The organism is Paraburkholderia sp. HC6.4b (assembly GCF_014200875.1).
Classification (GTDB): domain Bacteria; phylum Pseudomonadota; class Gammaproteobacteria; order Burkholderiales; family Burkholderiaceae; genus Paraburkholderia; species Paraburkholderia tuberum.
This window is the reverse complement of the sequence record NZ_JACHDC010000017.1, coordinates 1-26,565: the sequence shown is the minus strand read 5'-3', so window position 1 is coordinate 26,565 and position 26,565 is coordinate 1. Positions and strand designations below refer to the sequence as shown.

Here is a 26,565-nt window from a genome sequence, read left to right as displayed (position 1 = left end):
CGTCATTTCTGACGTCCCTTCCCACGAATATCTATAGGTTTAAATCAAGTGAAGATAACCCGCGTTGAGTGCATTCCGATTTCGATGCCGCTGAAGAAGCCGATTAAGCTTCCGAATGTCACAATCACATGCCTGAATACGCTTTTCTTGGCTATTACAGCCGACAACGGTCTCGTCGGCTATGCGGAGTCGGGGGACACTTCATCGTGGTATCGCGGTGAAAGCCAAGCGTCGATGACGGCGATGATTTCCGATATTTTCGCGCCACGAATTTTGCTTGGTGAAGATGCGAGCAATATCGAAAAGATCGTCGGCATGATGGATCAACTCGCACGCGACAACAATCAGGCGAAGGCGTTGGTCGACTGTGCTCTGCATGATCTGAAGGGCAAATCTTTGGGCGTGCCAGTCTACAGCCTGTTGGGTGGCCGCACTCGCGAGAAGATTCCGCTCGGTTGGGTATTGTCGGCGGGTGAGCCCGGAAAGGTGGCCGAGCTCGCGATCCAGGTCCGCGAAAATGGCTTCTCGGCGTTCAAGCTCAAAGTCGGCCGTCATACGTTCAATAACGACGTGGCTACGGTCCGCGAAGTGCGAGCCGCGCTCGGTCCGGATGCCAAGATCATCCTGGACGCGAATGGCTCATGGAACTACGAGCAGGCGTTGGCGACGATGAAGCGCCTCGATCAATACAACCTCTCATTCATGGAGCAGCCACTGGCGCATCAATACCGCGACAGCCTGTCGAAACTGCGCGAGCGTATCACCACACCGATATACGCAGACGAGGGAGCGCAAGAGTTGGGCGATCTCCGCGAAATCGCCGAACGCCGTTCGGCCGATGGCGTCGTTCTCAAGATTCAGAAGGTCGGCGGGCTGGTCAAGGCACAGCGATTCCTGGCCGCATGTCGCATGTACGACATTCCTGTCTTTTGCAGCACGCTGATCGGATCGGGTGTCGAATCCGGGCCGAGCACGCATCTCATGGTCGCAAACGAGTGGGCATGCCAGTTCATGAGCGAAAGCATGGGCCCTCTCGCGATCCACGCAGCATGGAACAGTGGTGAGATCCCCATCGATCAGGACTTGGCTATCGGCGGCCAGCGCTTTAGCGGCGGCTTTGCGTATCCGAGTGAAGGCGTCGGATTCGGATTTGCATTGAATCAAGAATTACTGGCCAAGATTCATACGCCGGGACAGCAGCATCGAGTTGTCGAAGCGTAATAGCGGAACACAAGGCGGCGGGCTCGATTCCGGCGCGTTGCATAACCATAATCCAATATAGGAGATATTCGATGCACGGACTTAATTCGCCACCGTGGAAATATGCTGTACTTTGGCTCCGGGTTTATTTCGGCGCCGATCTTTTGTGGTCGGGTTTCCGCTATCTTTCGACAGGCTGGGTTCCGTTTATTCCAGGCATCGGAGGCCAATACGTGCAGGCGCTCGATGCCATTCACATGTTTTATGCCGTTAAAGCAGTGGAAATGCTGGCCGGCATCCTGTTGCTGACGAACCGATACGTGTTGCTCGGCGCAATTCTCGAGTTCCCGACATCTATCTCGATTTTCTGGATTAATACCTTTATCGTTGCGACTCCACGTCAATTGTTCTCGGGTCCGAATCAACTACTAATGAATGGCCTCATTCTGGTGGCGTATGGCGGCTATATGGCAAGTGTGTTTAAGCCAAACAAGCCGCTCGCGCTATGGGAGGGCTTCAAGGTCGACGTCTGGAAAGAGCATTTGAGGCTGAGTAAAGGCGCCGAATCGACGTCCGCTATTAAGAAATCAAGCGATTTCGCATAAGGGAGATCGAAGATGAAAAGTAACCGGAATCTTTATATTGGCCTTGCATGCTGCGTCATCATGACGTGCTGGGTATTATTCGGATCCACAGGACTGGGCTATACAGAATATCGAGAATTGCGCGCACGCGATATGTTTGGCCTGGCAATTCCATGGATCTGCGTCATCACCGTTTTAATTCGGGATCGACGCAAAGGCATCATTTAACGGGCTCTCAGGCAGTGGTCTGGACCACCGCCTTTGGGGTATGCCTGCCGCAGGCATATTTCGTCGCTGTACTGCACTAACTTTTTGGAAATATTTCCTTATGCAAAGCGCTAATTCTTCCCCGTGGAAGTACGTCATTACGTGGCTTCGGCTGTATTTCGGCGCACACCTTTTCTTCTCAGGCATTCGATTCGTGATCGACGGGTACGTACCGATGGTTCCTGGTCTTGCTGGTCAGTATTTGGCCGGTGCCGATGCAATCGGTATGTATCATTGGGTCAAGTATATGGAGGCGATTTACGGCTTCCTGCTTCTGACGAACCGTTTTGTCTTACTGACGCTGATTCTCGAAATGCCGACGACGGTTACGATTTTCTGGCTGAATACGTTCATTTCCGCAACGCCGCGTCAATTGTTTTCGGGCCCGCAAGAACTGCTGATGAACGGTTTGCTGCTGCTTGCGTATAGCGGTTATATGGCTGCATGCTTCCGCCCGACTCTGAACCCTATGTGGCTGTGGGACGGTTGGAATGGTTTCAACCTGAAGGGTAAAGGTGGTCTATTGCAAACCGACCCAACTTTGGTCGGTGTGTCTGTCGAAGAAAAAGTATCGGCTTAAGGAGCACTCGCATGAAAAAAAATACCTGGATCGCAATCGCCATCTGTATCGCGCTGACGCTGCTGGCCATCGACGGATCAACGGGTTGGGGTTGGGCGGACTACCGTCCGCTGCGTAACTTCGATTACTTCGGTCTCGGCATCTCCTGGCTGCTTTTTATCGGCGTGCTCATCCGCGACAAGATCAAAGGTGAAGCCTGAGCCTCGGTTGTGGATCTATAAAAGAGCCCGGAGACGACTCTCCGGGCTTTTCTATTTGAAATGTATCGCTAAAAGGTGCTGTTGAGAGTTCGAAAGTGGATGCGCTGAAGCTCGCAGAATACGAAGCTGCTGAGCCAGCAGAAGATGCGTTCGACCATTTAGCGGCTCCGCAACAGAGCGAAAGTTTTTTCGCGACCGGTAGCCTGACGACTAACGCTGGATGCCTTGCCCGACTCGGCCTGGCAGGCTCTTCGCCGGTGAGCTGTCACCGGCGAGCGCCACCGGACAGTCTGACCGGCGGCTTTCTGAACTCGACGCGCCAGTTGGCCAACTGGCACGTCTGCGGCTCGTTGGCTGCCGTCACATGCACGGGGGGCAACAGCGCCAAAGTGTCCATCGCCATATGGACCTTGAGAAGATACGTGCGTCAAATTCGTGTAGAACTATAGAGGAATAGAAACGCGAGGAGCGCGGCGAGCGGTACCACCTCGCATTTCCTACGAAATTAATCTACCAGCGCCTCGTATGTACGATACTTGCGCAGCCCACATTCACGGCCAATGCCACCACGGACTTGGCCAGCGCCGACCTCCCCATATGTCGGCTTCAGGCTCACATCAAGTTCACGAGAATTCGGCACCGAGAGCCAGAGGCGGAACAGATGGCGCTTCCTCGCTTCGTCGGTGTAATCCTCAAACGCCGTACGTCCATGGACACAGACATGGTTATTGACGAACTGCATGTCACCGGCCTCGAACATCATGGACACTGCAAACTCTTCGCTTTCGGCAAGTTGGGTGACCAGGTCGATGGCCTCGCGTTGCTTATCCGTCAGATGGGGAACGCCTTCCAACCCTTGGGCGAGATTGATCTTCACGGGAAGCCACAAGCACGAGAGCTTGTTGGCTACTCGCGAAAACAACGGCTGCTGGAAGTAGGGCGGATGACCTGCACTAAACGGAGCTGGGATTGTAGTTTTCCAGCAGAACGGCTGGTAGAGCACCTCCAACAGATCTGGTCGGGTCCGCGCGATTTCGTTATGTATTGCGACGGTACTGGCAATTCGTGACAGTCCGCCAGACTTCGCCGGACGCACGACAAACAGACCGACTACGTCGCAGGTATCGACATGGAATCCACCGGCGGCGTTGGTATTGTAAAGTCGACCATCGCTTGTACCAAAATCACGGACATCGCCGAGAAAATCTCCTTTATAGCTTTGGCAAACGGCGGTCCCGAGATGCAATCCGATTCCCCAAAAGATATAACGGAGATCGTCGACTGATTTGCCTTCTGTTGGAAATCCGCGAAGGACATACAGCCCGTATTGATTCTCCAGTGACTCCTTTAGGTGAGACAAGCGGACGCCGACGTTCGGAAGCGGAAAATCTTCCATGGTCAACGTATCGATTGTCTTTCCGAGGGAATGGGCATGCGCTGCTGCCCGTTCGATCTCGTCAATTTCATCCGGCGTCAACGAGTGAATCCAGTCTGTTGCGGACCCCATAGCGGCGCCGCGCCAGTCGCAGGGGTCATCAATAACAGTATTCATATGATTCTCCAAATATAAAAGCGGGATGACGATCAGTCATCCCGTGAGTCATTCAGCGAACTCTAGACGGGCGATGCTTGGGATTCCGTAACCTGCTGTTCTACAGATCGTTTCGGAATATGAGTCTTGAGCAAACCAAGCGCGATAAACGTGACAGCAATGGAGATTGCAACGCCCAAGAAAAGATACGGCGCACCAAAACTCTTGATCACCCACCCAGTAATCGAAACGGAGCAAATGGCGCCCGCGCGCGAGACGGCGACCACCCACCCCACTCCGGACGCACGAAATTCGAGGGGGTAGATATTGGTAGAAAGAGGATATTCGCCGAGTTGAATGCCTGCGATCGAAATGCCGGTCAAGCCCATGCCGACAATCAACGCCAGGTCCTCAAGCGGTGTCGAGGGGCCGTTCACGTGGTTGATTGTGAGCGCGAACAATCCGAGGGCAACGAATACGCCGAGCAGAGCAGTATACTGCAGCGATTTTCTGGAACCTAACCGGCCAAGCAGCCAGCCGCCGATCAATGCGCCGATTGCGCCGGCAAAATTCGAAACCATCAGGCCGTGAACTGCGACATAGAAACTGAAGCCCATGCCCGTCAGTGCCGAGGAAGCCCAACTGGAGAAAGAGACGGCCGCAAACTGATTGGACGCCCCGCTGACCCAAAGACAAAGCGTATCCCGGAGATATTGCGGCGAAAATAGCATGCGAACACCAACGCGACCGAACTTGGGACGTTCAACGAAGAATTGGCTTTCGCTTGATACCGTAAGGTCCGGGCGCAACTTTTGTAGCGTGGTCGCGAGTTCCTTATTTCTTGATTTTCTCAGCGTAAGAAAGCCGGGAGATTCCGGCACGAGTCCGAAAAGTACGAAAACGAGAAGTAGCGGCACTACACCGCCAAACATGACGACACCGCGCCAACCGAAATGCGGCAAGACCAATGGAATCAGCAGACCATTCAGCGATGCACCGAGCGGGAATCCGATAAATGCCGTGGCCATGACCTGACTGCGAATGCGCTGTGGCAACAGTTCGGACAGGAGTGATGCGATATTCGGAGTTGCGGCACCAAGTCCGACGGAAGCAATCAGGCGAAATGCGATGATAGCCTGCATGCTGGGTGCCGCCGAAATCGCAACCGTTGCACTACCAAAAAGAATCACACTTGCGATCAATGCACGGCGACGGCCCCACCGGTCACCAAGCGAGCCACCGATAAATCCACCGCAAGCGCCACCAATCGGACTGACAGACAGCGCCAGCGTCACGAGACTACGACTCGCGCCGAAATGCTTGGCCACGACCGGCATCAGGTAGCCGAGTGTCGTGAAGTCCATGCCGTCAATCAATAGCGTAAAGAACAGACAGATCGACACCGCGATCAAAAGGCCTTGAAACTTCGCGCCTTCGATCATCTTATCGACGTCTACTCGCCCTAATATATTTTCAATCACGGGTATCCTCTGTTAGCAAATAGTCCAAAATGCTAAATGGATTAAAACTCAACGGACCAGTAGCAGCGGTTTTCCAAGAAGGAACGATCCACGTCCAGGCCGAACCCAGGTCCGCTAACGGCCAGGCTACCAACTCCGTCGGGACGCGGCACCTTGTGGAACAGGCAGTCGCCCCAGTCCAATACTTCTACGGGCAGATGATCGTCCACGCCGCAGGCGATATGCGCGGAGTAGTACGGATAGGCATGGGAGCCGACGCGAGTTCCGATGCGGTTTAGAATGCGGGCGGCTTCGAGTTGACGCAATGGACCGCCCAAGAGTCCCATATCGAGCAGCATATGGGTAGCGCCTGACTCGGCGAGGAGCAGCAGCTCGGAGACGCTCGTGCTAATCTCACCAACGGCAACGGGCGAGGCGATCGATACACGGTTAAGTTCTGGATAGGCAACGGGATCTTCTACCCAAAACAGCGGGGCCGAAAGTCGCTTGACGAAATCGTTCGCCTGTTGCGGCGTCCAGCGACGAAGCGCGTCGATCGCCAGGTTGTCCGCACCGAACATCATGAGCATGCGCTCGACGCGCTTGATATCTACCTCGAAGGGCTGGGCTCCGACGATCATTTTCGCGCGAGTGAAGTTTTCTTCAAAGCAGTGAGTGGCCGCCGCTTCAAGATCGTCGTCGGCTGCAAATGCGAGGTGGTAACTGCTATAACAGGGCACCGGACGAGCGAAACCGCCCCAAAGATGCGCAACCGGAACATCGAGGATCTTACCTAAGAGGTCCCACGCTGCAAGACTAATAGCGCATGCTGCCGCGCGAGTCGCGTTATCCGAATCCCGACCGAAATGCCGTTCTTCGCTTCTTTCGATAGCGATCAGGGTGGAGAGTTTAATGCTCTGTGCTCTCAATAGCTCTTGAGCGGCATGCGCCGCATCCAACGAAGCCTCGCGCGTCATGTGCTGCACATGGCCGAATCCGCACCGGTCATTTCCATCGCGGATCAATGCATAGAACACGGTTACATGATTGCGGAAACCGGATAGCGCGCGAAAAGGCGTAATCGGAATTTCAGCGGCCCCAATGGAGATCGCGATCTTCGTTCCGAGAAGACTTGCAACGTCGAGATTTTCTACCATTTGTTGCTCACACGACAGAGAAGAGGGACGCGAGAGAACGTACTGAGAATCGATCTGCGTCTTGACAGAGGCGTACAGCCTTGGCCGTGTCAAATCCGAATCCGTCGAGATTGTCTCGAAACTTCTCGACGATCTGCGCCCTTGTTACGGGAGAAGCTCCGTGCTGGCTACCGGTAAATGAACGCCCGTCCTGGGTCTGCAGAGTAATCTCTGTAGACCATCGTCCGGGGCCCGTATTTAGCGGCAAGATGCTAATCCTTTTCATCATCGACTGGACGACGGGGTTTGAGATGTTTTCAGCCTCATACCAATCGCGATAGGGACGAACGCGAAGAATCGCGAGTGCCAGGCCGTATCGCAAGTCGGTCCACGCTTCGATGGGGGTGCTGACATCTTTCTCGTGATGAAGATAGTGTGTTCTTGTCAGGACCTCGACATGATCGAGATCGCCTATGGTCAGATCATTATTGGAAATGAGACCGAGCAACAGCTCGATGATCGGTACAGACCCGGTGCCGACAGGGTAGGGCTTGAATTCGACAGTATCGAGTTTCCAGACCTCACCGAGCCCCGTGAGAAGATGGTCCCAGTCACAGCCCTCGGCGCCGGATAATCGCCAAAACGGATAGTCGCCCTCAAGGACAGATTGATCGCCGGTAAAGCCGCGGCGGGCCAGCAGTGCAGCCTCGACTCCATTGCGCGCCGCCAAACCGATATGATCATATTTGGTCATCGCATCCTGGGACTTGCTGAAGAACCGCCGGAGGGTCGGTATCTGGGCGGAGTAGGCTGCGATACCGAACGCGTTCAGAAATTCGTTTTCAGAAAGTTTCAAAAGGCGACCGGCGGCGACCATAGCACCGATCGTTGCAAAGGTATGTCCCGTCAGCGGAGCCTTCGATTGAGTCGGCCTGCGAAGGGCGGCGCCGAGACGGCCCCCGATTTCCATTCCAAGCGCAATAGCGGTGATCAAGTCGTCGCTGGAAGAGTCGATGGCTTCCGCTACTGCAAGGGCGGCAGGTACAACGACGACTGCCATATGTCCTTCAGGACCGAATGCATCGTAATCAAGGGCGTTTCCGAAGATCGTGTTTGCGAAAACGGCGCTCAGTAGGCTGACGGGCTTATGGCCCAACATAGTGGCTTCCAGAGGTCCGTGCTCTCCAGCACAATAGTCGGCGACGATCCGTCCAACTTCTGTCGTTGCGCCGGCAACCGCACAGCCGATCGTATCCAGCAGAATCGACCTGACGCGACGTTGTGTTTGCTGTGGCAGATTTTCGATCCCAACGCCTCGCGCCATCTTCACGATTTCGAGTGTGGGATTGTCGATCGGTGGCTTGAAAGCCACTGAATTTTCGTTTGGCGCCATGACGCTTTCTCACTCTATTTAGAACGTATTACGACGGGGCCTCCACGGCCGCCCCGGGGCTTCAGCAAATCAGAACTTATGCAAGATACCGACACGCAACACGAGCTGCTTGTTCGTCGTGGACGGCGATTCTCCATTTAGGACAGCGACCTGACCATCGCCGCCCGTTTGTTGATACACAAGCGTGGTGAAGAGTTGCGAGCGTTTTGACAGAAGATACGCCGATGACACAGCAAAGACGTCCCACTTGTATTGGTCCATGGTCGAGTAGGAATAGGCGCCTTGGACGATGACGTCGGGCATGACGTTATAGCGACCGCCGACTTCGTAACTCGACATCGTTTCCGTGATGTTGTGGAACGCCATTTTCGTCTGCGTGAACGTCGCCGTAACCTTGAGGTCTTGGGTCCGATACATCGCGCCGACACCCAATACATTGCTGTGATCGAGGAGGAAACTTCGCGCCGAAAAATTCTGGCCGAACATGCGATGAACCCCAATGTCAGTCGCCGGGTTAATCGTCGTGCCGTTGATGCTCTGATAACTGAGGTACAGGTTATACGGACCGTTGGAGTAGACGAGGTTGCCGCCGACACCCCGGCCCGTGTTCGTCGTCCCGGAGTCGGGCGAGCCGAAACTGTAGAACAGCATCGCGCGCGTGTTGGCAATCGGCTCACTTTGGTACTTGATCGTATTGTTCAGCGTCAGACCGGTACCGCGGTCGTAATTGCCGGCGTGCGCCGCCGTCGTCGAGTTGTCGATCGCCGTGGTGAACGGCACGATACCGTAAGCGGCGTCATACTGCTTGCCCAACGTGAGCACACCGTACTTCTTGTCCGACAGGCCAACCCAGGTTTGACGCGTGTACGAACCGCCAGTATTCAACTGGATACCGGTTTCATATCGGAAGACTGCCGACAGACCGCCGCCCAGATCTTCTGTTCCGGTCATCCCCCACATGTTCGGCCAACGCTTTTGGCTGGCTAGTGACCAGAGCGAGTGCCCATTGGAGTTGGAGTTGTAGCTCAGGCTGTCATCGACGATGCCGTACAAGGTTGCGCTGGATTGGGCATAAACCCAGTTGGTGCCCGCGAGTAAAGCGACTGCGCATAGCGCGCTGTACCTGGTCCTTTTCACGAGAGATAGTCTCCTGATCGTTTTAATTTTGACGCTTGTCCGAAGGGCAGGACTGCCGAACGACACTTCGCGGCTTGCGGAATCGAATATGTTCGCTACCAAATCGAAAACACATCGAATCCGTAAGTAGCCTGCTTCTGATTACCGCAGACACACTCGATAGCGAGCTCTTTATGCCGGCAATATCGTAGGCAAGAAGATATACCATGCACGCACGGCCCGGCCCTCAAGGTTTAACCTGGTTAACATTCCCGAGGAGTATCGGAATTTGAGCGAATTTTTTCGCCAAACCTGCGCCTGCCCCCGGAATGAGCTGTCGGAATTAGAATGGGGGTTTTCCCTGTGTCCACGCGGCGCGACGATATACTATACTTTAGATAGGCTAAATTGAATACAAAAGCTGCGGGCGATTTTCTTTCGTTGAGCCCGCGGGGAGTATGTTTGGTTCGCCACCGGGAACTCTGCTCGAGCAGCACACTGCGACCCGAGTAAGCGCCTGGTTCGACAGTTTGCATGGATGTGGGGCGTCACACTTCTGGGGGTCTTGTTCATCGTGCAGATCGCTCACGAGTTCCACTTCGGCCCGCATTGGCACTGGTACGCGGACACAGGCAAGCTCCGGCATGAAATCTTTACCGGAGTTCATGGACGAGGCTTCCGCAAAGGTGCCAGTACATGATGGTGTGGCACACCAGGCACTGCTCCTGATGGTGATGTTCAAGCCGGTGATCGGCCGTATCGTCGACTGGAAGGCGTTGTCGAGCATTTGCTGGCCGGACGTCGCGTAAGTCTGTAAATCGGATATACGAAATTGCAACTGATTACCCCAAGTGAGGGTTCGCTGCCTCGCATAGGTGACGTAGTCTTTTTATCTGTATCAAAGGAAAGTACGATGAAGATGGCACACGAATCACCGTGGAAGTACCTAGTCATGTGGGGGAGGTTGTATTTCGCGTTCCACTATCTTGAGTCAGGACTTTATTACGTAATTTTTAGATACGTGCCGGATTTCAGCCACGCAGGCAAAGTTGGTGCGTATATCGGTGCGATGGCGGACGTCGGGTTCTATCAAATGATCAAGTATGTTGAGGTCATACTCGGTACGTCGCTGCTACTCGATATAGGGGTGCCGCTTGCGCTGATCGTCATGGCGGGTATCAGTACGACGATCGTCTTTCTGAATCTCTTTGTCTCGCCTGATCCGCGTGAATTGTTCACTGGCCTTCAGGAGTTGTTCCTGAACGGCGCACTCTTGCTGGCATACGGTGGATACTATGCAAATTTTTGCCGTATAAAGGCGCAGCCGTTTTGGTTTTGGGACGGGATGAAACGCGAAGGACTTGAGCCGAGGGGTGAGTCGTGAAGAGGGATTTCGTTGTTGTTTTTATGGTTGTAGTGGCGGTCACGCTGATTGTAATTTCCACTTCGACAATTTTCTTCGTGCGTCATCTACGTCTTTATGATTATGGTCCGCCCCTGGGCGCCGGGATCATTGTTTTGGCGATGATGATCCGGGCCGCGGTATCAAGGCGATATAAAGATTGACGCGCCGTCCACAGCGCACCCGTACCTTCACTTCACCGTCTCGAAGGACGCTGGAAACATGACGAAGCGATTTACACGTTCCAAGTCGATATGGTCGCTAAAGCATATTTGCAATCACATTACCGGGGCGCTGCTCGGAACGCTTTTGATTGCACAGCCGATATGGGTACATGCACAGCCGCTGCAAACGCTTACGATCATGGAATATCGGTCGCCCCTGAATTCGGATCAACCGACAGTGCGCGGCATGATCCGGTTCGCGGAACTCGTCAACGAGGAGTCCAACGGACGCCTGGCAGTGACAGTAAGTCGAGCGACGGTTCCTGGATCGCCCGAAGACCAGATCAAGGCATTGCAAAAGGGGGGGCCTGGTGCTCCCGATATGATGCTGCTGGTTACGCCGGCGCTGCGTCATCTCGAACGCGAATTCGAAATCATGGACCTTCCGTTCGTGGTCAACAGCGATCGCCAGGCGCATGAACTGCTGGACGGTCCCTTTGGCCGGGAATTGCTGTCGCGTCTCCAAGGCCATGGACTGACGGGTCTCGCTTGGTGGGAAAACGGATTCCGGCAGATCACGACGTCGGGGCAGCCGTTCAAACACGCTAATGATCTGACTGACCGTCCGGTTCGTGTGATTCCGGAACCGGCGTTTGTGGAGACGTTTAAGGCCTTAGGTGCCAAGGTCGTTGGTCTTCCGTATCCCGATCTATATCCGGCTCTGAAGTCGGGACGAGTGGAGGCCGAAGACAACTTTTACTCCCAAATCCTGGTTGGCCATCTGTATGATGTTCAGTCGAGCGTGACGGTGACGAATCATTCCTATAGCGCGATTGCAGTCGTTGCTAACTCCGCAATATGGCAAAGGTTGTCGGTTGGGGACCGGAATGTTCTGCAACACGCAGCGGTGGAAGCAGGGCGCTATGAACGCGACCTGGTTCGAGAACAGGCCGAGGCAGATAGAGCCACACTTGCACATCATGGAATGATCGTTCAGAGCCTCTCGCCAAAGGAAATTGCAAGGATGGAATCTATGACGGAGCCCGTCAGAGAGCAATTCTTCCGGAACTACGATCCCATAATTCTCGATACCTATCGGCGTCAGATAGCAAAGCGTTAGATAATTCGGTGAGTGACGAAAATATAATCCTCGGGGCAAAGCAGGACGCCAAAACGGCGTCGCCCTCTCGGCAGACGCGACTGATTCCTATGATCGTCGCTGTGCCGATGTTTTTGCAGGCAATCGATACGTCGATATTGGGCACGGCACTTCAATCGATTGCTACGTCGTTGAACGTCGAGATACTTCACCTCAACTTCGCCATCACCGCGTATCTTTTAAGTTTAGCGCTGTTTCTGCCCGCGAGCGGTTGGCTCACGGATCGCTTCGGTACCCGCCGTGTTTTCTGTTCGGCAGTTGCGATATTCTCGGTGGCGTCGGCACTGTGCGGAGCCGCAACTTCTATCACTCAAATAGTTCTGTTCCGGGTATTGCAGGGCCTTGGCGGCGCAATGATGGTGCCAGTCGGCCGGTTGATTCTCTTGCGCAGCATTCCGCCTGCACATTTGGTAATGGCGATGGTCTGGTTTACTGTGCCTGGGACCATCGGTCGTGTCTTGGGACCGCTCCTCGGAGGCTTCATCGTCACGCTGGCGTCATGGCGCTGGATATTCCTGCTCAACATCCCTTTCGGCGTGCTGGGGATCTTGTTGTCACTAAAGTTTGTGCCGGATTCGCGATCAGAAAAAAGGGAACCGTTTGATGTCACCGGCTTTGTTTTGATGGCGATCGGACTTTCTGGAGTGGTCTGCGGCCTGGAAACTATCGGGCACAATTTTGTTTCTCTAAGCGCTACAATTTTTGTTACAAGCATTGGTATCGTGGCATCAATCGCCTATTGGATCTATAGTCGAGATCGTGCTGACGTGATCATTCCGCCCAGCCTATTCCGATATAAAGCATTCAGTATCACAAATATCGGCGGTATGCCATTAAGAATAGCGGTCGGATCGTCTCCGATTTTCGTTCCGCTGCTTTTGCAAGTCGGTTTGGAATTCACGCCTATTCAGGCCGGATTGACGAGTGCCTGGCTTTCGGTTGGAGCCTTTGGGATTCGGCCAATTATGCGACGGGCGATTAATAGATTCGGATTCAAACCTCTTATGATTGCAGCGACGGTACTGTCAGGTGCCGCATTTGCTGCTTATGGTTTGTTCTCGCCCGGAACGTCGATCTATTTCATGTGCGCCGTGCTCTTCGCGGCTGGCATCTTCAATTCGCTTGGAATGATCACGATGAATACGGTCGGATATTCCGGCGTCCCGAAGGCCATCATGAGCAAGGCAACAGCACTTTCAACTATGATGCAGCAGACGTCGATGAGTATTGGTGTCGCACTATGCGCTTCCTGCTTGACGTTTAGTGCGCGGGCTCACGGGCATAGTGCGGAGCATTTGACGATGAGCGATTTTCCGATGATGTTCTTTATCGTCGGGGCGTTGAGTTGTCTGTCAATGCCTGCGTTCCTCCGTCTTCCGAACGATGAAGGTGCCGAGCTGCGGTAAGTGACCTCGGTTAAAACGATGAGCGCCGGATGCGCACCCGCAGTCAGCGACAATTTCGGGCGGAGTTTAGGCTAGCCATTATGATGGCCACGATCGCGATGTGCGCTTCGCATGCTTCACATTCGGCCCGATCTGCTTGTCGACTAGACTTTGCGGACGATACCGTCGGGCCTAACCGTTAAGAGAAAAAGCCCAGGCACTGAACTGAGCCCGGAGAACCGGATGGTGCAAGGAGGCGGAATACCGAAGGGCTGGGCGCTACACCGGAGGCGAGCTGTATGCAATTGAGCCCGCGATCCGCGGCAAGCCACGGACGTGCGAAGACGTGTCTGTCAGGAGCAGGCGGGTCCGCTACTCGACGCCCTCGAGACCTGGCTGCGCTCGACATTGAGTCATATTTCGCAGAAAGGCGATACCGCCAAAGCCATCAACTACGCGCTCAACCAGTGGCCCGCGCTTACAATGTACGTCGACGAGGGGATAGTCGAGATCGACAACCATGCCGCTGAACGCGCCCTGAGAGCGGTAGAGCAGGAAAGGAAAGGCGGATTCATCCGGTCGTCGCAATCTTTGATCATGTTGGTGTTTATGGGGCGACCAGCGGGATGGATGCATAAGCTGACGCGGCGAGGGGCGATGCGCTCGTCAGGTGCACCGTCGCGTCGGCGTGAGATCGAGCGGCGACTCTGGAAGCAATTTGCAAGAGACATTACAAACGCGAAAGCAGAAGATCTGTTTTCACGGATTCAGTTTGACCTCGTTCGCCTTTCCGAATTGCAGGGGGATGAACGGTGCGGATCATCTCGCTGACGGTCATCGAGAAGCAGTATTGCCGGAATGCGAAACTGGCGAAGCAGATTTCAAGCGTCCCGACGTTTTCCATAGCGTCGCATGTCGTGAAGAAGCGACGACGGTGCCCGACATCCACTCCGCCGCATTGAAGACTCGACGCGGGCTTCCCGCCCTTCACGTCCCTTTGTGATGGACGGCAGCCAGAAGATTGCGCCGCGTATTCCTTTGACAATTGCGGCGTGGCTCGATGCTAGGCGATCCATCAAACACCTCGGGCCGGCCATGGCCGCAAGGTCCAAATTCGCGCCTGGACGAAGGACTGCGGCGAAGCCGGCGGTCTGTCGAAGCTTGCCTCGGCGGCGCAGGAAGTAGGGCACCAAGTCGGCGCGCCGCTTGCTGGAGCCACATTTCGAGGGTCTCGCCGGTACACATCAGGCAGAATGAATGTTGTTTCGATCTGCCTTTTTTTTGTCAAGACAGCGCCTATACTCTCAGGGATATCCCCGATAAAAAAGGCCTTGCCATGACCTCTCTTCCGCGTATTGCGCTCGGCGCCCTTGCCGCAGCGTGCTGCTTTGCGTCCGTTGCGGCGCTCGCCCAACCGTACGATTCCACAGCGCCGCTGACGCGCGCCCAGGTGCGCGCCGAGGTGATCGAATGGCAGCGGGCGGGCTACGATCAGTCCGACGATTGGTCTCACTACCCTGAAAGCGCGTTACGCGCAGGCGCGATCGTCGCACAACGGCGTGCAGAGACTGCCACTCCTGCGGGTGGCGCGCGCCATTGACCGCGGCGATCCTCGACTGGAAAGACCGCTCGCGTGAACCGCGCCCCTGTAGTTGGATATTGATCCGGCCTTTGGATGCAAAGTACAACGAGCAGTTTCGGCGGCAGATAGTTCAGTGGTATCTGGAGCCGGGCGCGAGCACACGAACGTCGGCCGCGCGTTATGGCATGGGTGGCAGGGCGATCCGACCCGGGGGCGAGCTACCGGGAACATCGCCTGGCCGGCCAGTGCACTAAGGTCATTGGCCACGATGCCCGGTTTAGGCCGTCGGTGCTTTGCCTGCAGCAGCGCATCGAGCCTTTTCAGGGACGCTACTCTGGGGACGAGCGTCCGGTACGCGGACCTCACAGTCGAGCTCCGGAGCGACTATGATCATCACGGGCGCGTTACGGCGATGTGCATGTCATGGAGGCGATCCGGCAGGCTGGACAGTTGATCAAGTACCGCGCCGGTGGCCCGTCCAGAAGTGGGTTCCGATGTAGCCGGCTTTAACGTCGACGGGCCGAAGCTTCTATGTGTCGCCGGTGATGGATTCATACAACGGAGAAATCGTTGCTTCCGGATGGATCAGCGACTCAGCTACGAACTGGCCAGCGGAGGTTGAAGAACGCACAGACCGCACTCCCACGCAAGGAGTGGCCACTGCAGCGTTCAGACCAGTGCTGACACCGCTGCACGTCAGCCTATCGTCAACTGCAGGACCGCCGCAGCCACGTGCAAAGCATGTCCCGCAAGGGCGATTGCCTCGATAAGGCGGCCATGGAAAGCCTCTTCGGCGCGCTCAGTCTGAATCCGCCGGGCTCGAACGTTTTGGGTGCGCCGGTCAATTGCACGCGCGCTGGATAGATACATCCACTACAACAACCACGAACGCGTCAGGAAAAATTAATGGCCTAAGTCCTATTCAGAAAAGGACTCAGGCCTTGATGGCCCGCCAGATTTTAACTGTCCGACTTCGCGGGGTCAGTTCGTTCGGCGGGTTTTCAATTGCAACAGCAACTACGCTCAGAAGCGCGTCGACATGCCCAGACCGATAGCCGTCACATTCGAGTGCTGACCGGTAGTAGCCAAGCCCCCCGGGGGGTAAATCGACTGACTTGCGATACCGCTATTCCAGAGCTTCTTGACGAAGCCATAGAGCATAGTGGATTTCGAAACCGAGTAGGTGTAGCCGATAGCAGCGGAACGGATGAACCAGTCTCCGACTTTAACCGGCGTCGTGATTTGTGTGCCGCTCGCAGTGAGATTCTGGTCGCTCAGCTCGCCATACGAGACGCGGACCGTGCCGAAAGGGCTGGTCGGGACCGTGAAGCCAACCTGCCACCCCTTGTCAACGAAGCCTGGATCGTTGGTACGGATTTGGCCCGAGGCATACAATTCCATGAAATTCAGGTTGTAGCGGATGCCAAGGACATTTTCGTACGTATTGCGAGCCACGGCAGCTTGGTTCTGAAGGCTATGGCCGAAACCGTATTCCGTGATCAGGGGGCCGTTTTCATACCGCAGCGTCGCGAGTTCGAAGTGCCGCTGGTAGGCTTGAGCCGTCAGCGGATCGGAGGGATCACCCCAAGAATAGGTTAGCGTGCCGGTCAAGCCGCGAAATGTCGGGCTCGTGTACTGAATCGAATTGTCCGACCGTGCCGGGTCTTGCAGCATGTTGAACAGCCACGGACGCGGATTCTCACCGCCGATCGAACCCAGCGGGGATCCCGGTGCGAGCAGTATCGGGTCGAACGTGCCACCCCAATCGTAACCCATCGTCTGGAGGCGACCGGCGATCAACTCGCCGTACTGTGCGCTATGCAGGCCGACAAACGCACGACGACCAAACAGACGGCCGCTTTGGCCTGAGGTGCCGTTGTTGATATTGAAGCCACTTTCGAGGGTGAAGATTGCCGATAGACCGTTACCGAGATCTTCCTGGCCCCTCAAGCCCCAGCGCGAACCACCTGCACCACCGCTGTTCATGCTGATGACGTGCTGCCCATTGGAGTTGGCAAAATAACCCATGAACACATCGGCCACGCCATACAGTGTGACACTGCTCTGCTGCGCTTGAGCCATCATCGGCGCGAATGCTGCTGCGGCAATTGCGCCGCAGGTAATAAGTTTACGCACTGGAAGCCTCCAAAAATTGATATTGGTCGTAGGGCGGGCTGCCGACCCACCGTGACACGCCGAGATATGGGGTGTACGAATTCAAAATGATATTCTTTGTTGCATAAGTTGTGTGGAAAAAGCACCAAAATGTTGCTTAAGGGTATCCACTAGATGACAGTCGCGTGATCCATTTGGCATGACTTTGTTACTTAGCGATGCAAAGTAATGTGCAATAGGGACTCATTTTTCTTAGGGTCGGAAGTCAAAATCGGGTTTTCCCCACGTTTACAAGGCTTCTTGTTTGCCTATAGCATTAGATATGCTAAATTGAATACAAAACACGGACCGGGCAGCGGGCTCAAGGTTCCTATTGCAATGTGCCAAGGAGAAAGGATGTCAAACATTCAGGGTGGTCTTTCGTCGCCCGAGTTCATCGCGCAAGCAGATGGATGGCTCGATAGTTGGACGGGACGTGTAGCAGCAATGCTTGTCGGATTCATTTTCGTCGGCTGGATTGCGCACGATCTCCATTCGGATCCACGTTGGAAGTGGCACGCAGGCACCGGCAAACTTCCCCATGAGGTCGTTCACGAATTTATGGACATGGCCTATGCGCAGGGCCATGGGAGCGAGGCCTACAAGGAATACTTCTCGGCTAAAGCGATTGATACCGCGCCCCAGACCGTCGATCACCGGGATGGCGAGCCGATCCCCGATCACGTGAAGAAGATTATCGTTGAAGGCTTTGACGTCGCTGTCTACCACACGATTGGCGCCGCGCGCGGTCAGGCCGCACAAGACGTCGTTGATGTATTCCAGCTCGACGGGTCGGGCTGGATCATTCGACGTGATCGTCTCACGGCTCCGGTGCAAGAACAGGCGGCGAACACTGAGGTTGCCGCGCAAAAGCGGGGCTCCAAATAAGCGGGTCGTAAACAAAACGGTGAAAGCATATATGTCTAACGATGATCGTAGGACGACGGCTCAACTCGTCGGCAAAATTATTCTGACCTTCTGTCGCCTGTATCTCGGCGGTTGGATGGTGGTGAGCGGCACCAGCTATTGGCGCACCGTACTCGGGATGGGACCAATCTTTCCGCAGCCGTTCGGCACGCTCCATGCGTCGAATGAATTGCTTGTCACGATGGTTCACACGCACTTCTTCCACATCGTGAAGACGCTTGAGATCTTGGGCGGCCTGTCTCTCGTGCTTGGCCTCTTCGTGCCGATCGGCCTACTGGTCCTGCTGCCGGTGTCGTTTGTGGTCTGGTACAACGCAATCATCCTGAACCATCGTTTCGATAAGATGTTCACGCCATACATGGGCGTCGGGTGTCTCTACATCAACCTGGTGCTGTTGGTCTGGTATATCCGCTACTACCTGCCGATGATGACGTTCAAGACGACGATCGGCCGCATCAGCGACTGGAAGAAGTTGTCCAAAATTTTCAAACCAGATGCTGCTGATCTGGTCTGAATTCGGATTTTGAAGTGAGGGATTTAGCTATGCTGCTTCGGCAACGTAGCTCTTTTTTTGTGTAAGTATCTCGCGATATTCCGGAACAAACGACAAAAAGGTTACTACTTCTTAAATCGGTTTGTCATTCAGCCGAGTTTGTAGCGACATTCGGGGTGCATTATTTGCCATGCTGTTGATCGTGCAATAACGAAGTTCGGATTCAAGCCGATCATGGTCCTGTCCGCGTCTGTGCAGGCGATATCGGCGCAGCGTCGGGACTTGGGCGACTTCGCGCGATTGCAGGCATTCCTTCAAGTGTCTGACGAAGAGGGCGCACTCAGTTACGGTAAATGATATGAGCTATTCTTTTAAATCACAGTCCAACACACATCCCGGTTCAAATGACTACGGTCAAGACCTTGCAAATCACTTCGGTGGTTTCGACCTGGAATTTTACGACCGGCGCGTGGCCCATCAAGAAACCGAACTGCAGGAGACGCCGCGAGGTGAAGCGCGAGAAATCGAACAGGGCGTAAAGTTCACGCTCGCGCGTGATCAATGGTAAGCGCGCGATTTAGCACACCGAGTTCATAGGGGTATACGGAAGGCGACATGCAATACGGCAGCGCATCGATCGGCAAGGCGCTTCGAATGCGTCGGCCAGATCAAGCTCAACGAGCGGCTGCGGTGAGCTTTGCGTAGTTGAACGGCAGGAGGTCAGTCACGTCGGCACGCGGTTCGCGTTGCGGTAGTTCGGTGAGTACGTGCACGAAGTAGGTGGGCCGGCCCCCGCGAAAACCGGACACAAGGTAACGCTTAAACTTTGAGGTAGTCTTACGCCTATGTTTAAGCCCAGCTCTAACGTGGAACCCATTGAAGTTCTGACCCAACCCGAACAGCGCCGTCGGCGCTCTGTCGAGGAGAAGCTCGCGATAGTGCGCGAGACCTTTGAGCCCGGAGCAACCGTTTCCGGAGTCGCCCGTCGTCATCAGGTGAATGCAAACCAGGTATTCGCCTGGCGCAAGCTCTATCAGGACGGAAGCCTGTCAGCAGTCAGTGCCGGCGAGCAGGTGGTGCCGGCGTCGGACCTGGCCGAAGCGATGAAGCAGATTCGTGAACTCCAGCGGCTGCTGGGCAAGAGGACGATGGAAGTGGAAATCCTCCGCGAAGCAGTGGAGTACGGCCGGGCAAAAAAATTGATTGCGCGCTCACCATTGCCGCCGGGGGACGACCGATGAAGACGGTCTGTGAAGTCCTGGGTGTGTCGCGCTCTAATCTCGCGGTGAAATCAAAGCGCGACGCTGAATGGGTCGACAGGCGCAAGACGCCCACCCGCGACGACATGCCGCTCGTGGCGGAACTTCAAGGGCTGGTTGCTGATTTGCCTACTTACGGCTACCGACGCGCCTGGGCCCTGCTACGGCGAAATCGGGACGCACATGGGCAGCCTCGCGTTAATGCAAAACGGGTTTATGGGGTCATGCATACCCATGGTCTGCTGCTCGAACGCCGGCCGCGCCATCCCCAGTCAACTCGCCGGCACGACGGCAGGGTCGCGGTGGACCAGAGCAATGCGCGCTGGTGCTCGGACGGCTTCGAGTTCCGTTGTGATGACGGCTCGCCGCTGCGCGTTATCTTTGCACTGGACTGCTGCGACCGGGAGGCCATGAGCTGGGCTGCGACCACCGGGGGCTACACCGGAGACATGGTGCGTGACGTTATGCTTCAGGCTGTGGAAAACCGTTTCGATGGTGCACTGAAGGCCGACAACGAAATCGAATGGCTCAGCGACAACGGTTCCTGCTACATTGCCGAGGAGACGCTCACCTTCTCGAAAAAAGTGGGCCTGAAACCTATCACGACTCCGGTCAGAAGTCCGCAGAGCAACGGGATGGTCGAAAGCTTCGTCAAAACGATGAAGAGAGGGATGCCCAAGCCGGACGCGAGAACGGCGTTGCAGAACCTGGCCATCGCGTTTGACCACTACAACGAGTCGCATCCGCACAGCGCCCTGAAATACTGCTCACCACGCGAGTTTCGCCAGCGAGCAAATTCACCAACCTAAGCGTGACTGCATGTCCGGTTATGCAGGGGCAAGTCCAAAACCGTGGACCCCACCATGCCCGGCATTCCCCGGTTAGCAGGCCTGCGACGCCGACTAGACATTCATAGCTCTGGTTGAAGACTTGTCCCGCGTGCTGCGAGGCAAGATCTCGAAGACGATCCTGGACGTCAATCAGCATCGAGGGGCCGTAGGGTGCGTCTCGCTGGCGCGCGCGAAGATTGGCTTCAGACAGTTCCCCATGCACGCGCTGCTCAATCTGCTGGAGTCGCTCGGGGAACTTTTCAGGGTATCGGGTTGCTTCTTCGAGAAGGTTATATTCGGCCGCACGTGCACGCGCAAGCATGTAGTCAACATCCTCTGACAATCCAGCTGCAACGAGCTTCTGTTCCAGCACGCTGGTCTTCAGGCCCGCATTGAGATCGATCGTCGGTTTGCCCGGAAACCGGAAGGAGGGTTTCCCGGCTGACGAAGGTACAGCCAGCAGCGCCTGTGCGATGTCGATACGCTTGGCCAGCAGGACTGGATCGGGATCCACAGGATCGATGAGTGCACGCAGATGCCTGATGGGGTCGCTCACCTGAAGGGATGCGGCCCGATGGACGAGTGCAACCAGGCTGTCCCTGAATGTATCGAGCTGTTCAGCAATGAACTCGCGGCAGATCGGCAGCCGGGCAATGTGTTCGTGTGACAACGCGGCATCGAACTCGCCACGCGACGGACCGAGAATCAGATCCATGCGGTGCAGGGTGAGCAGCAATTCGTCGACCTCACAGCCACAGGTGGCCAGTAGTTCGTCGAAAGCGCCGTCAAAGGGCGATGATATTTCGGCCCTGCTGGGACACTGGCGGATATGCTCGAGGAATAGACGTGGACTGCGCCCGCGTCGTTTCTGGTCTGTACTCGCCGGCGTTGGCTCGTCGAACTCTGTATTGGAGACGAAGTAGACGTGACCAATCCGGTCGCCGAATTCCGCTATGAGATCAACGAAGCGCCCGATCGACCTTGTCAGTTCGCTATCGGCCAAGTCCCAGGCGCCGCGTTCCGGGCGTGATGTCTTGATCTGGTATGCATCGAAGATGCCCTGGCCGTTCTCGGCGAGAAAGTCCTCATGATGTTCGCACCACAGCGCGGTGTACGGTCGCGTCCCAAGCCGGGCCGCAACCATAAGCATGACCCCGTACGCATGCTGATACCGGAAATTGCGCTCCGTGGCGTCGCCGGGGTCGCTGGTATTGCGTTTCGTTGCAGGGTTGGGCGCGCTCGGTGCACGCACTGTTGATTTGGCCTCGCCGCTCGGTCCCATGGGAATTCTATATTTGGATTGGGGTGAACCTCATCGCTCTCGCGCAGAACAGTATCAGGAAACAAGCAAATGCGGCAACGATTCCAGGGGAGATGCCAAGCAATCCGGCGCAGCATTCCACAGTCGTGCGAGTGTGCTGCCCGGCAGAGCCCGTACTGCTGGTGACGACGTTGTCGTATCCATATCGCATACGATCCCGTTATTTTCGTTTTTTCGTTTCCGAAAGAAATGCGAAACCCGGACGCGACGCGGGTTTGAGGGACGCGACGACTGGGCGCCTTGACGTGACGGTAGCGGTTGGTCTATTCGAGACTACACGTCCCATCAGGTTCTTTGATTTCCGAAATTTTAAGAACTTCAGGGCTCCAACGAAGCTGGGCTACTGGTACGAGGACTATGAAGAGCGACAGATCTGCCGTGAATTGTTGCTCCATCTGCCGGAGGTCATCGCTAAGCCAGTGCGCGAAGGCGAAACCGGTTATATCACGACACAAGCGATGGTCGAGTTTATTCGTCACAAACTCGCGGGCGATTTCGGTGGTGTGATTTTCTCCTCCGTTCAGCATGCGGGTGGTACCAACTTTGTTGTTTTCAGCGATAGTGCGGTTTCGGCGCTGCTGGACGATCTTACTCACGAGCCGACGTTCCCAGTGAAGCTTCACGACAGGCCGCAGTTCTTTCATATTGACGCGGTGGCGTATACGTCGAAACCACTAAAGGTCGAGTCTTCCGCTTCGGTTTGATAGCTTCACCCGCAATAAATGCAGGCGGATTGCCAGATGGTCTTGTGCTGTCTTGTTTGGGGGTAGCGGTTCTCGTATCAAGAGGTCACGTCAGAAATGCAAACTATGTATCTAACAAGCGAACGAACCCACTACACATCCGCCGGGTACGAAGAAATCTCGACACATTCTGGAACGGGGTCATTCGTCCTTCTGAACCATGCAGCGGAGAGAGCGGTCAAGATCTCTCAAGACGAAGCCTACGATCAGTTTGTCCGATTCGTCCATACCCAGTCATTACCTTGCTTTCCGAGAATCGATTGTCATCGAGCGCCGCTCGGACCTTTCATCTCAGGATCGAATGATCCATACACTGTAACGGAAACTGAACTGTTGAAAGACCTCGATGCGGCGACCCAAAGGCAGATTTATGATTGGATACAATCCGTGTTGCTTTTTGTACATGGAGCTCCGGGAGCGAGCGCGCCAGTTGGCGATCCGTATGGCCTGCTAGCGGGTTTGCAAGCTATGAGCATATGGCTCAAGCGCGAATGCACGGGAATCGGTATTGACAACAAACCCGGAAATGTACTTCCTCGTCATCGCGGCGGCAGTGTGGAGTGCGTTATGACTGACGGCTTTGCTTGTTGTTGAGCCATTGAACGCTTTACGTGCGTGGCGAGAGGATCGAAGACACGCGGACGGTGGCGTGTGCTCGCGCGACGGACAGACCTAATAGAGGCGTGAAATCGGTCGCTCCCGGCCAGCATGCACGTCGGGCAGGGGAAGATAATGACCGGGCTATGCAGTAGTACGTGGAGCGAAACAATTCGCGATCAAACGGGGCAGGGATTCTCAGTTTCTACCTGCTCCAGCAGTTCGCGTTGAAAGTTGACCTCTGTGTCCGTCGCTTGGCACATGCAGGACCCGTTGGATGCTTTTTGGAAAAAAATGAGTCTGGAGTCAGCCGGTCCAATGTTACGCTGACTTGCACAATGCAAGGATTGATTTGTTGTCAGACTTTGATGTCGAGTTTCTCGAGAGCATTTCTCACTGCAGCTTGACCTGGATGCTTGTCGCCGGACCGTACGTGCCTGAACGAAAAAGCATTGCCAGGGCATGGAGCTGTCAGATTTTTTACGATACCGACTACATGCCTAATCTCGGACAGCAAGTAATTCAGCCAGTCGAGAAACGTAAGTTCATCGTGAAGTTCGAAAACCAGACCTTGGAAACTTTCTTCCGCACCAGTTTCCGTGCCATCATCTCCTTTCGCAATTCGCGGACGCCTCTGAATTTCAACGATGTAAATTACCTTTTTGGGGCTAACAACGCGCGCTACAAGTATGCCGCGAGGAAGGCGGTGTTCGACATCGAAGAAAAGCCAGTTGCGCTTCTTCGTTGTAATGTCCTTGTCGTCTTTGTCAAACGGTGTAAGCGCGACGAGTTGTGGTGGCTCGCTGCTTCTGAAACCATTCTCGTGCGTGTACCATTCAACGCTGCGAACCTGATCGGGATGTGACGTTGGGAGTTTTCGGAGAGCATTCCACATGTCACGTAGTGTGCCTTCGGATTCCATTGCCACATGCGCGTGAATGGAAGCATGGCCGGTGTCAGTCCCGGCACCGCGGACTTCTCCACTTGAGAACGAGTCTGGATTGCGCCCATCGCTGCGTTTCCCTGCGGATGTTTCCGCTTGGTAGCGGCGATAATCCTTAACTGCCCGCTTTTCTCCCAATACTTCGAAGTCGTCTTCGACCACGTCGGTCGACGCGGCCCCGAACCGCGGGGCATTAGCATCAGTGAGGTCCACGATCTCTGGGGGGCGAACGATGTGACGGCCCGGTGCTCCTTTCCACGCTTCTCCGATGCCGCTGCCTGTCGCCGGATTTTCCACTTTGTTCGAATTTTCCCTATCGCGCTGTAGTGGAATGCCGCTTGGTTCTGTCAAGCCATCGACGCGAAGAGCCAAAAACGTCCGGCCATTGTTTATCCAGTGGCCACGGACCTTGATCGTTGCTGTGCCCGAGAACCACGGGCCTATTTTGGGGAAAGCGTACGAGTCGCCGCGGTTGAATGCAGTGCTGATCTGAGTGAAAATGCTCTTTGCTGCGTTTCGCGCGAAATCGTCGTGCAATGCATGGGCGAGGAATACCGTGTCTCCGTTGTGCAGACGCTTGCGTAATCTGATCGGCCAGTACCCTGGCTCGACCGCTGTCGCGTCGAATGGAGCGAAAAAGCGGTTCGCAGCTTCTTCCCAACGATACGTTGTAAGTATGCGAGGCACTTCCTGGGAGCGGCCATAACATCGGGTCAAAAACTCGATGCATGGGACAAGAAGATTGCCTCCGTTGGGCAAGCGGAAGCTAATCAACCAATTCCTGTCGCGTTGATACCGGAGCGGGTAGTCGGAGCCGGACAGGGGGCTCGGTTCACCTTTATACAAACACTCGTCAGGAGAGGTAAAACTCCATTCCCCTGGAGTAAACTCGATCTCGGCACGCAGATCGTCTTGTTCAGCTTTGCCAATACAAACTCCATTTTGCCAAACCGTCCCAATGCGCAGAATGCCCAAGTGGGTCAACGCCACGCTAATTTGCTGCCATGCTCGGGGTACATTGTCCTTGTCGAGCGTTCGGAGGAACACTGCGACTTTGGGCACGCTTTCATCGCGGCGGTTCTGAACTATGCCGCCGAACCACCAAACCACGACTTTCCCCTGTATCGCGCGGAGATCCTCACTAGGTCTGACATTTCCGGAGACCGGTCGCAAGGCGATTGCCCCACTGGGAGGACGATGCTCAACGGGCGGACTGGCTTTGGTAGTTTCGGCGGGTGTATCGAGCGACATTGGGGACAAGATATATTTTCCAGACAAATTCATTGTGCCACAGGGACGGAACAGCAAAGACTTCGAGAAGGAGTGCGCAGCGTACTTCCTGAGGCGTCTTTCAACTGCCTGAGCGCGAAGATAATCACCTTGCTTTCCCTCGACCTCGACATCTGCCTTCCCGCCGTATGCGCTTGCAAAGGCCGATCGACGTGGGTGAAGAGTTGGCGCAGTAGTTATTTTTAGCGCTCCGTCAACGCGGTGACGTCACCATCTTGATGGTTTTGACTGCCAGAAAATCGTTCGCGATACCCGGGGAGACAAGTGCAGTCGCGCGACCGCTCTACGCCTATGAGTGCAATAACTTCATCCGCATTTTCCGAGGGAATCCGCATGCGGCCATCGCGTAGGGCGTGATATAGCGCGTCTACAGCATGTTGGACACCAAGTGTGGCGATGACCGTCGGATGCCAAAGAAGGTCTAGCGACCAGTGCGGCACTAACGCTGGCAGCAGTGTGCCGGCGCGTATTCGCTCCCTTCGTTCATCAATAACCGGTCGAAGTTGCCTGGAGGCGGCGATGGCAATCGTCGCGGCCTCACCATCATCCAGCGACGGAGACGTCGAAGTAAGTTCGTGGAAAATCAGATACTCAGCGTCGGTTAGACCGACGACAGTAACGATTCGATCTGCCACAAGCGCCTGCAGAAAGGTGTACTCGCCATTTTTACGGCTTCTCTCATGCGGCGCGCGTCAAGCAAGTTGTCGCCTCACTCATGCAGCCAGAGGCTGTTTATTTGCGCTGATCGACGCCATCTCGACGACTGAGTCGCGTTCGGGGTTAAGCGTCACGGCACCAACCGGTGTCCAGTTGCGCGTGTGGCGCGACCAGCGGGCCGGATTGCGCTCG

23 protein-coding genes and 1 pseudogene are annotated in these 26,565 nt (G+C 55.3%); 15 read left to right on the top strand and 9 right to left on the bottom strand.

What is annotated here, in order from left to right:
• Positions 1-48: 48 nt before the first annotated feature.
• From HDG34_RS24415 to HDG34_RS24400, 4 genes are all read left to right on the top strand, one after another.
• Entirely contained in the window at positions 49-1,221 is a 1,173-nt protein-coding gene (locus tag HDG34_RS24415; protein ID WP_311734865.1) for an enolase C-terminal domain-like protein, read from the top strand.
• A gap of 71 nt (positions 1,222-1,292) precedes the next feature.
• Positions 1,293-1,805 (top strand): hypothetical protein, encoded by a 513-nt coding sequence (locus tag HDG34_RS24410; RefSeq protein ID WP_184062807.1) that lies wholly within the window; start codon positions 1,293-1,295, stop codon positions 1,803-1,805.
• Positions 1,806-2,112: 307 nt separating this feature from the next.
• Complete coding sequence (locus HDG34_RS24405) at positions 2,113-2,631, top strand: hypothetical protein (RefSeq protein WP_260321309.1); 519 nt, start codon at positions 2,113-2,115, stop codon at positions 2,629-2,631.
• Between the two features lie 11 nt (positions 2,632-2,642).
• On the top strand, positions 2,643-2,831 hold the full coding sequence (locus HDG34_RS24400; protein WP_184062805.1) for a hypothetical protein: 189 nt from the start codon (positions 2,643-2,645) through the stop codon (positions 2,829-2,831).
• Positions 2,832-3,336: 505 nt separating this feature from the next.
• Here HDG34_RS24400 and HDG34_RS24395 read toward each other — a convergent pair.
• The 5 genes from HDG34_RS24395 to HDG34_RS24375 all read right to left on the bottom strand — a co-directional run bounded on the left by HDG34_RS24395 (position 3,337) and on the right by HDG34_RS24375 (position 9,488).
• Positions 3,337-4,383 carry a TauD/TfdA family dioxygenase gene (locus HDG34_RS24395; protein ID WP_184062803.1) on the bottom strand — a complete coding sequence of 349 codons (1,047 nt, stop codon included), beginning with the start codon at positions 4,381-4,383 and terminating at the stop codon, positions 3,337-3,339.
• A 62-nt stretch (positions 4,384-4,445) separates the two neighbouring features.
• The gene (locus HDG34_RS24390) at positions 4,446-5,843 is read right to left on the bottom strand and encodes an MFS transporter (protein WP_184062800.1); all 1,398 of its coding nucleotides are present in this window, start codon (positions 5,841-5,843) and stop codon (positions 4,446-4,448) included.
• Between the two features lie 41 nt (positions 5,844-5,884).
• Positions 5,885-6,979: a mandelate racemase/muconate lactonizing enzyme family protein gene (locus tag HDG34_RS24385; RefSeq protein WP_184062798.1), complete on the bottom strand. Its 1,095-nt coding sequence runs from the start codon at positions 6,977-6,979 to the stop codon at positions 5,885-5,887.
• A gap of 7 nt (positions 6,980-6,986) precedes the next feature.
• Positions 6,987-8,330, bottom strand: a complete 1,344-nt coding sequence (locus HDG34_RS24380) for an MmgE/PrpD family protein (RefSeq protein WP_184146137.1) — start codon at positions 8,328-8,330, stop codon at positions 6,987-6,989.
• A gap of 90 nt (positions 8,331-8,420) precedes the next feature.
• Positions 8,421-9,488, bottom strand: a complete 1,068-nt coding sequence (locus HDG34_RS24375; protein WP_184062794.1) for a porin — start codon at positions 9,486-9,488, stop codon at positions 8,421-8,423.
• A 623-nt stretch (positions 9,489-10,111) separates the two neighbouring features.
• On the opposite strand from HDG34_RS24375, the gene HDG34_RS24370 reads away from it, so the two are divergent.
• From HDG34_RS24370 to HDG34_RS24345, 6 genes are all read left to right on the top strand, one after another.
• Positions 10,112-10,276: a hypothetical protein gene (locus HDG34_RS24370; RefSeq protein WP_184062792.1), complete on the top strand. Its 165-nt coding sequence runs from the start codon at positions 10,112-10,114 to the stop codon at positions 10,274-10,276.
• 104 nt (positions 10,277-10,380) lie between these two features.
• Positions 10,381-10,851, top strand: coding sequence for a hypothetical protein (locus HDG34_RS24365; protein ID WP_027197791.1), 471 nt, complete (start codon positions 10,381-10,383; stop codon positions 10,849-10,851).
• 240 nt (positions 10,852-11,091) lie between these two features.
• Positions 11,092-12,153, top strand: a complete 1,062-nt coding sequence (dctP, locus tag HDG34_RS24360) for a TRAP transporter substrate-binding protein DctP (RefSeq protein WP_184062790.1) — start codon at positions 11,092-11,094, stop codon at positions 12,151-12,153.
• A gap of 89 nt (positions 12,154-12,242) precedes the next feature.
• Positions 12,243-13,598 (top strand): DHA2 family efflux MFS transporter permease subunit, encoded by a 1,356-nt coding sequence (locus HDG34_RS24355; RefSeq protein WP_184062788.1) that lies wholly within the window; start codon positions 12,243-12,245, stop codon positions 13,596-13,598.
• Between the two features lie 315 nt (positions 13,599-13,913).
• Positions 13,914-14,408 (top strand): transposase, encoded by a 495-nt coding sequence (locus HDG34_RS39875; RefSeq protein WP_311734864.1) that lies wholly within the window; start codon positions 13,914-13,916, stop codon positions 14,406-14,408.
• Between the two features lie 505 nt (positions 14,409-14,913).
• Positions 14,914-15,177 carry a DUF4148 domain-containing protein gene (locus HDG34_RS24345; RefSeq protein ID WP_184062786.1) on the top strand — a complete coding sequence of 88 codons (264 nt, stop codon included), beginning with the start codon at positions 14,914-14,916 and terminating at the stop codon, positions 15,175-15,177.
• Between the two features lie 1,005 nt (positions 15,178-16,182).
• Here HDG34_RS24345 and HDG34_RS24340 read toward each other — a convergent pair.
• Positions 16,183-17,295, bottom strand: a complete 1,113-nt coding sequence (locus HDG34_RS24340; protein WP_184062784.1) for a porin — start codon at positions 17,293-17,295, stop codon at positions 16,183-16,185.
• A gap of 375 nt (positions 17,296-17,670) precedes the next feature.
• Here HDG34_RS24340 and HDG34_RS24335 point away from each other — a divergent pair, with 375 nt between their 5' ends.
• The 4 genes from HDG34_RS24335 (at position 17,671) to HDG34_RS24315 (ending at position 20,801) form a co-directional block, all read left to right on the top strand.
• On the top strand, positions 17,671-18,201 hold the full coding sequence (locus HDG34_RS24335) for a hypothetical protein (protein ID WP_260321307.1): 531 nt from the start codon (positions 17,671-17,673) through the stop codon (positions 18,199-18,201).
• A gap of 31 nt (positions 18,202-18,232) precedes the next feature.
• Positions 18,233-18,754: a DoxX family membrane protein gene (locus HDG34_RS24330; protein WP_027197785.1), complete on the top strand. Its 522-nt coding sequence runs from the start codon at positions 18,233-18,235 to the stop codon at positions 18,752-18,754.
• Positions 18,755-19,091: 337 nt separating this feature from the next.
• Positions 19,092-19,301 (top strand): hypothetical protein, encoded by a 210-nt coding sequence (locus HDG34_RS24325; protein ID WP_184062782.1) that lies wholly within the window; start codon positions 19,092-19,094, stop codon positions 19,299-19,301.
• Positions 19,302-19,578: 277 nt separating this feature from the next.
• A protein-coding gene (locus tag HDG34_RS24315) for an IS3 family transposase (RefSeq protein WP_184062780.1) occupies positions 19,579-20,801 on the top strand; the annotation gives its coding sequence in 2 pieces (ribosomal slippage) (positions 19,579-19,933 and positions 19,933-20,801; 1,224 coding nt in all).
• A gap of 925 nt (positions 20,802-21,726) precedes the next feature.
• On the opposite strand, the pseudogene HDG34_RS39400 reads toward HDG34_RS24315, so the two are convergent.
• A pseudogene (locus HDG34_RS39400) lies at positions 21,727-22,104 on the bottom strand (dsDNA nuclease domain-containing protein); the annotation flags it as partial.
• A 23-nt stretch (positions 22,105-22,127) separates the two neighbouring features.
• Here HDG34_RS39400 and HDG34_RS24310 point away from each other — a divergent pair.
• A complete protein-coding gene (locus HDG34_RS24310; protein WP_184062778.1) occupies positions 22,128-22,847 on the top strand; it encodes an RES domain-containing protein in 720 nt (239 codons plus the stop codon).
• Between the two features lie 994 nt (positions 22,848-23,841).
• On the opposite strand, the gene HDG34_RS24305 is transcribed toward HDG34_RS24310, so the two are convergent.
• Both HDG34_RS24305 and HDG34_RS24300 read right to left on the bottom strand, forming a co-directional pair.
• The gene (locus HDG34_RS24305; RefSeq protein WP_184062776.1) at positions 23,842-25,536 is read right to left on the bottom strand and encodes a hypothetical protein; all 1,695 of its coding nucleotides are present in this window, start codon (positions 25,534-25,536) and stop codon (positions 23,842-23,844) included.
• 362 nt (positions 25,537-25,898) lie between these two features.
• On the bottom strand, positions 25,899-26,351 hold the full coding sequence (locus HDG34_RS24300) for a DNA-binding protein (RefSeq protein WP_221309243.1): 453 nt from the start codon (positions 26,349-26,351) through the stop codon (positions 25,899-25,901).
• Positions 26,352-26,565: the final 214 nt, after the last annotated feature.